At 48.8% G+C, this 6,287-nt stretch carries 2 protein-coding genes and 1 pseudogene; all 3 read right to left on the minus strand.

Translation table 11 applies throughout. From position 1 onward, the window contains the following. A partial coding sequence (locus B3180_RS13980) for a Na+/H+ antiporter NhaC family protein (RefSeq protein ID WP_286845115.1) occupies positions 1–1,110 on the minus strand: 1,110 nt, incomplete at its 3' end. 94 nt (positions 1,111–1,204) lie between these two features. Further along, positions 1,205–4,357: pseudogene (locus tag B3180_RS13985) on the minus strand (TonB-dependent receptor). Positions 4,358–4,502: 145 nt separating this feature from the next. Continuing rightward, positions 4,503–6,287: TonB-dependent receptor domain-containing protein (locus tag B3180_RS13990; protein ID WP_286845117.1), on the minus strand; the 1,785-nt coding region annotated here is incomplete at its 5' end.

Genomic DNA, 6,287 nt, shown 5'->3' on the forward strand with positions numbered 1-6,287 from the left:
CCCGGTAATAGCGGACAACACAAAAATGAGCGGCAGCAGCATCCATAATTGCACGGAACCGTCTAATGCAGCAGCCAGAAACTCGCCGGTACCTAAGTCACGGGTTAAACCACCCAGCGCAATCGACAGCCACAAAATAACCGCCAACGGCAGAATATTCCACGCCCCTTTTAACAGGTAGCGGCCAACATCCATCAGGCTTACCGGTTGCGTCATTAACGTACCCGCCACCGCAAGGCCCAATGCCACATATATAGCAATGAACACACTTAAGGTGCCGTTACCGTCCACCAATACACCGTTTCCGGTTATCAACAGCATGACAGGTACCATCACCACTAAAGAGATCAGACTGGTCATCACCACCGCAGTGCCTTTACCAAAGCTGGCCTCTTCATCCGGACCGTCGCCCCAGGTGTTTTGGGACACCTGATCAGGCACCGCATTTTTTTCAAACGCTTTCATTGGGCCAATGTTCCAGTCGAACAAAGCCACAAACAACGCCAGCAATACCGCAAAAATGGCATAAAAGTTAAAGGCTATAGACTGAATGAACACCAGTAACGGTTGTTCAACACCCTGGTTAGATATCAACGTCAGGTTGAAGGCTCCCCAGGCATTTAAAGGGATCAGAATACAAATGGCTGCACAGGTTGAATCCACAATATACGCCAGCTTTTCACGCGCGATGCCCAGGCGGTCATAAATAGGTCGTGAGGTTGTGCCCGAAATCATAATGGTCACGTTAGACTCAATAAACACTATAACGCCCAGAACCCAGGTCATTAAGCGGGCCCGGCGTTTGCTTTCAATCCACTGTTTACGCTCTAGCTTTAATACAAACTGTTTGAAGGTGCCGCCGTTTTCCAGCACCCCAAATAAAGCACCAATGCCCAGCGTAAAAAACCACACCAGCATATTACTGGGGTCAACAAGGGTGTCCCAGGTGCTGTTCAGCGTGCCGTAGGCGATATTTTCCGGAGCCGGCCAGAACAACAGAATATTGGCCAGAATAATGCCGCCAATAAGCGCCAGCAGAACTTTTCGGGTAACAATGGCAAATACAATTGCCAGCAAGGAAGGTAAAAGACTGGTCCAGCTCAGTTCCATTGGGTCAGCTAATTAGTGTTTGGTAAAGGGAGATTAAAATAATAAACCGCCGCGGGCAATACCAGCGGCGGTTTATTCATTCGACGTGAAACAATCAGAACTTGTATTCTACGCCTAAACGTACAGACCAGAGCGAAGGCGCACCGGCGCGAGACTGAACATTGCTGATGTCCCGGAACGAGTTGTACTGATACTGACCCGCATCGTTAATTTCAACGTCAGCTACAGTCACCGCACGTGGGAAGCTCGCTTCGTAAAGCACGCCCCAGTCGTCGTTCAGCATGTTACCTAAGTTTTCAATGACGAAGAACGCAGACGCTTTGTGGTCATCCATAAAGCCCGGAAGCTCCTGCTCAATGCGCAAATCAACTTTGGTCCACCATTTGCTGTTGAACTCGTTACGTGGCGCAATACCACCCGCATACTTGCTCAAACCGGACTCTTCCAGAAAGTCGAAGAATGCAGCCGTTTCAAATGGGTTACCGTCGCCGTCGGTACCAATTGCAAAGTTAGGATCATCCAAGCCTGTCGGTACGTACAGCAAGCTACGACCCTGGTACGCCACATCACCAAAAGCGCCGTCGGTCATGGTATAGGAGAACGGACGACCTTTGTTGCGTGTACCGAATAAGGTCACTACTGTGTTGTAACCATCGAATAACTCTTTGGTATAGTTCGCTTTAAAGGTAAAGCGATGCGGGATCTCGTAGTTAGAAGTCGCAACCCCCGGGTTCTGAGCGTTAGCCGTTGCCAGGTTGGTGTAGTTAGAGAACGACACCGAACTGGTCATTGGGTTAACGTCTTCCGCCTTGTTATAGGCGTAACCGAAAGTCCAGTCCAGACCAAAGTCATGCGACTTACTTAACGCCAGTGAAACCGTGGTTTGCGAACCAGAATCGCCGTCAACATTCGTCAACAGAAAGTCATCGCCCTGGTCACGTCCGTCAGTAGACATCTCATCAAAAATTGGACGTCCATCCGGCGCCGTATCAACCTGTTCCAAGCCCAGATTATAAATAATCGCCGCATCTTTCTTATCGGTGTATAAGAAGTCCGCCATCAAAATGTAGTCATCCGGCAAGGTGTAAGTTGCGCCTAATGCGTACTTCCACTCTTTCGGTAGTTCGAAGTTAGGGTCCATAGTGTTAATCGGGCCCTGACCGCTGGCGTTAGCCACTTCGTCGTACATTTCCTGAGGAATGTCAAAAATTGGGTTGCCGTCGCCAGTATGCGGTACACCAAATAATGACTCCCCGGAGAAATCGCGGAAGGCCTGGTACTGAGTCACGCCATTATTCGAGTAGTTGTTCGAGATCCACACATTGGGGTTACCACCGGAGTACAAACCAACACCACCGCGGACTTCTAAGTCAGGGTTAACAAACCAGTTAAAGCCAAAACGCGGTTGCAGCAGGTCCTGATCACCCATGTTTTGCTGGTTAGAGAAACCATAAAGCTCCTGAGTCAATGGGTTATTCACCGGGTAATCGTCGCTGGTATACCAGTCGTAACGCAAACCGTAGGTGAAGGTAATATCCATTGACGCGTAGTAATATTCGTCCTGAACGTAGGCCGTGTTAACCGCGTAGGCAAATTCAGCAGCCGCGTCCTGAGGGTTGTTGGTACCCGCCGCACTTTCATAGATAGCCGCGTAAGGTGTGCCCGCTTCAAAGTCATCGATAGAACCGAAACGGTACTCACCTTCTGCTTCCTGAACAAACAGGTTAAACACATCGTACTCTTCGCGTTCAATACCCGCAGAGATAATGTGATCGCCCAGTAAGTAGGTGCCTTTCAATTTAAAGAAAGTGGTGTCATATTTCAGTTTGTTGGCATGACGAGAGTCATCCGCACCTAAATATACCGTTGCGTCGTTAACACCAATCTGAACTTCACCAAACTCGGTACCACCCAACGGGCTCACCCGAGCATCCAGCTCAGAATAACCCACACGCGTTTCAGTCGAGAAGTTATCACTCCAGTCAGAGTACAATTCACCAACGTAAGAAGTGAACTTGGAGCCGCGCTCATAGAAGTGGTTAGAAAACTCCAGCTCGTCGGAGTCACCGTCTGACTCTGCAATAGATTAGCCATCGTTGTAGTTGTAAGTTAATGACGCCCGGTGAGCATCACTGATATACCAGTCCAACTTGGCCAGGAACTTTTCGTCTTCTACCGGTAAGCTCGCCGGGAACCCGCCCGGGTTATAGCCGTAAACATTCTGTGCAATATCGGCAATACGCTCAACGTCGGCCTGAGTCACACCGGCAACTTCGGTCGCTGCACCAGAACCTTCCGGACCGCGATCAAAAGTGCCAGAGCCTTCCAGCTTCTCGTAAGAAGTAAAGAAGAACAGTTTATCTTCAATGAAGGCACCACCAACATTAAAGCCATAACGTTTCTCGCTAAAGTCACCAATATTAATGGTGTCGCCTTCTAATTCGTCGCCCTGCAAAGAGTCGTTGGTGTAGTCGTAGAAGACGCCGCCGAACATTTCGTTGTCACCGGTTTTGGTCACAGCATTAATGTTACAGGCGGTAAAGCCGCCGTATTGCACGTCAAATGGTGCAAACTCAACCGCAACCTGCTCAATCGAGTCGTAAGAAAACGGCATGCGTTCTGTCGGGTAGCCACTGCTGTTCAGACCAAAGTTGTCGTTCATGCGAACGCCGTCAACGGTCAGGCTGTTAAAGCGAGGGTTAGCACCACCGCACTGAATGTCGCCGGCATTGGTTTCGTTAATGTAAATACGCGGGTCAATGCGCACCACATCTTTTAAGTCACGGTTTGCAGCCGGTGCATTTTCCAAGTCTTCTAAATTGAAGTTCGCAGCCGGACTGTTAATGCCATACAAAGCGTTACTGGTCATAGAGCCGGTTACACTTAAGCGCTCCATGTCCGCCTGGCGCTCCAGCATCACGTTCACATTTTGTGAGTCGCCTAAAGTTAGATAAACATCTTCGACAACCTGGGTGCGCCCTTCAGGACCTTCCACCACCAAAGTGTATGGCCCGCCAACCGGCAAACCACGTGAAGAGAATGTCCCCTGCTCGTTAGAGCGTAAGGTTTTGACACTGCCAGTACGCTCATCTCGTAACTGGATGGTTGCATTTGAAACCACCTGCCCTGACTCAGTGGTAACAACACCGCGCAAGCTTGAAGAGGTTTCCTGCGCCACGGCTGAACCTGCTAACCCCATTGCTATGGCGGCAGCTACAGCAGTGCGCTTAAAAGTCGTGTTAAACATAGTTTTGTTCTTCCCGGTTTTGTTTTGGTTTTACTACAAATAAGGGTATAGCTTATTTGTGACAACTCTGTGAACTTTGCTCAAAAAAAAGCCGCACTTAAGGTGCGGCTTTCGTTATTCTTTAGCTGTTTCACTCAAAGCGAAATTAGAAGGTGTATTTAACACCCAGCTTCAGGCGCCAGGTAGACTCTTCAGCTTCGAAGATACTCCAGTCGTTATAACCAAAGAATGACTCGGCATACATGTAACGACCCTGGTCATCAAGACCGGCAAAGTCTACAACCGACTGGTTAGTGTACTGCTGACGCAATACTTCACCTTTTGAACTGTCGATAAGGTTCAACAGGTTATTAACGGTAATGTAGAAAATACCTTTATGGTCTTCTGCAAAGCCAGGTACTTCTTGCTGGAACTGGAAGTCCAGGTTAGTAACCCAAGGTGAACGACCTGTACCTTTCGGTGCAAAGCCACCCGCGTACTGCTCTAAACCAGCGTCACGGAAGTAAGCCATGGCTTCTTCGTACGACAACGGGCTCTCAGGGCTGAATGCGGGGTCATCCGCGCCAGTCGGGATGTATGGCAGGTAAGAGCCACCACCCTGGAAGTATGGCTGGTCACCGAAGTCACCATCGTTATACATACCCATGGTGTAACTGAACGCAGTACCCGAGCGACGGTTGAAGAATAAGTTAAACTTAGACGCGTAACCGCTAACAAACTCAGTGCTGTAACCTAATGCAATTTTCAGGCTGTGCTCAACCTGATAGTCAGCAGTACCAAGCAATGCCTGGTTACGGTCACGAACAATGTTGTACTGGTAGTTTGAAGTCGCAGTAGACGACGTACCCGGGTTACCTTCTTCGATGTCCTGGAAGGTGTAAGCAGCGTATGCGTTAAAGCCGCTATCCCAGGCTTTAGACAATGAAGTTGTTAACAACCATGCTTTACCGGTTTTGTCTTCGTTAGTCAGCTGCAGGTCATAATGGCCACTAGGTGCAGTTGGGTCACACGGCTCATAAATGTTGATGCCTGCTGCAGTTTCATCAGCAACACAGCGTGAGATATCAATCCACTGGCTGTTGTCTGTCATCCACTTACGAGTAACTTCAGCCGTTGCCTGGAAGTTATCACCAACACTAGGAATGTCGAAACGGTAGTCAACACCTACACGAGCAATCCAGTCAGACGGAATGTCGTAGTTAGGATCGATGCTGTTAGTGTCACCGTCACCGGCTTCCATGCTGTCCAATACCGCTTGCGGAATTTGTGCAGGGTTTTGGTTTTCCAGATACTGATCTTCTGATACCTGGTCACGGTCAAACTGTACCAGAGTATAGCCGTCGTTAGAGAACGAGTTTGAGATCCAAACATTTGGACGACCACCAGAGAAGCGACCGAATCCGGCACGAACGACCATGTCGTCAGTAGCGAACCATTTGAAGTCAACGCGCGGTAAGAAAATGCCTTTACCGTCTAAGTTTTCCTGGTTGCTGTAGCCATAACGGTCAACAAAGTTCTCGTTTAATGTTGGCTTGTCATCAACCATGTAAGTTTCGTAACGAACACCCAGACCTAATTCCATTGTATCGTTCAGGTACCAGTTGTCCTGTACGTACAAGTTCAGCATGCCTAACTCAAAGTTAGCGGCTGCGTCAGTCGCGTTGTTGGTGTATGCGTTCTCGTAGAAGAACTCATCGGCAGTACCGGCTTCAAAGTCATCAATTGACTCGTAAGACCAGGAACCTAAAGAGTTACGTACAAACACGTTGTAAACATCAACGCTGTCATACTCACCACCGAACTCAATTTCGTGGTCGCCGACCAGGTAATCGAATTTCGCGCCAATTTTGAAATTATCGTTTTCTAACTGGTTAGCGTGGCGGTTTGAATCAGGACCAAAGTTAAGAGTGCCATTTTCAGTACGGACGCT

This window comes from Idiomarina sp. UBA4206 (genome assembly GCF_002383015.1).
Lineage (GTDB): Bacteria > Pseudomonadota > Gammaproteobacteria > Enterobacterales > Alteromonadaceae > Idiomarina > Idiomarina abyssalis.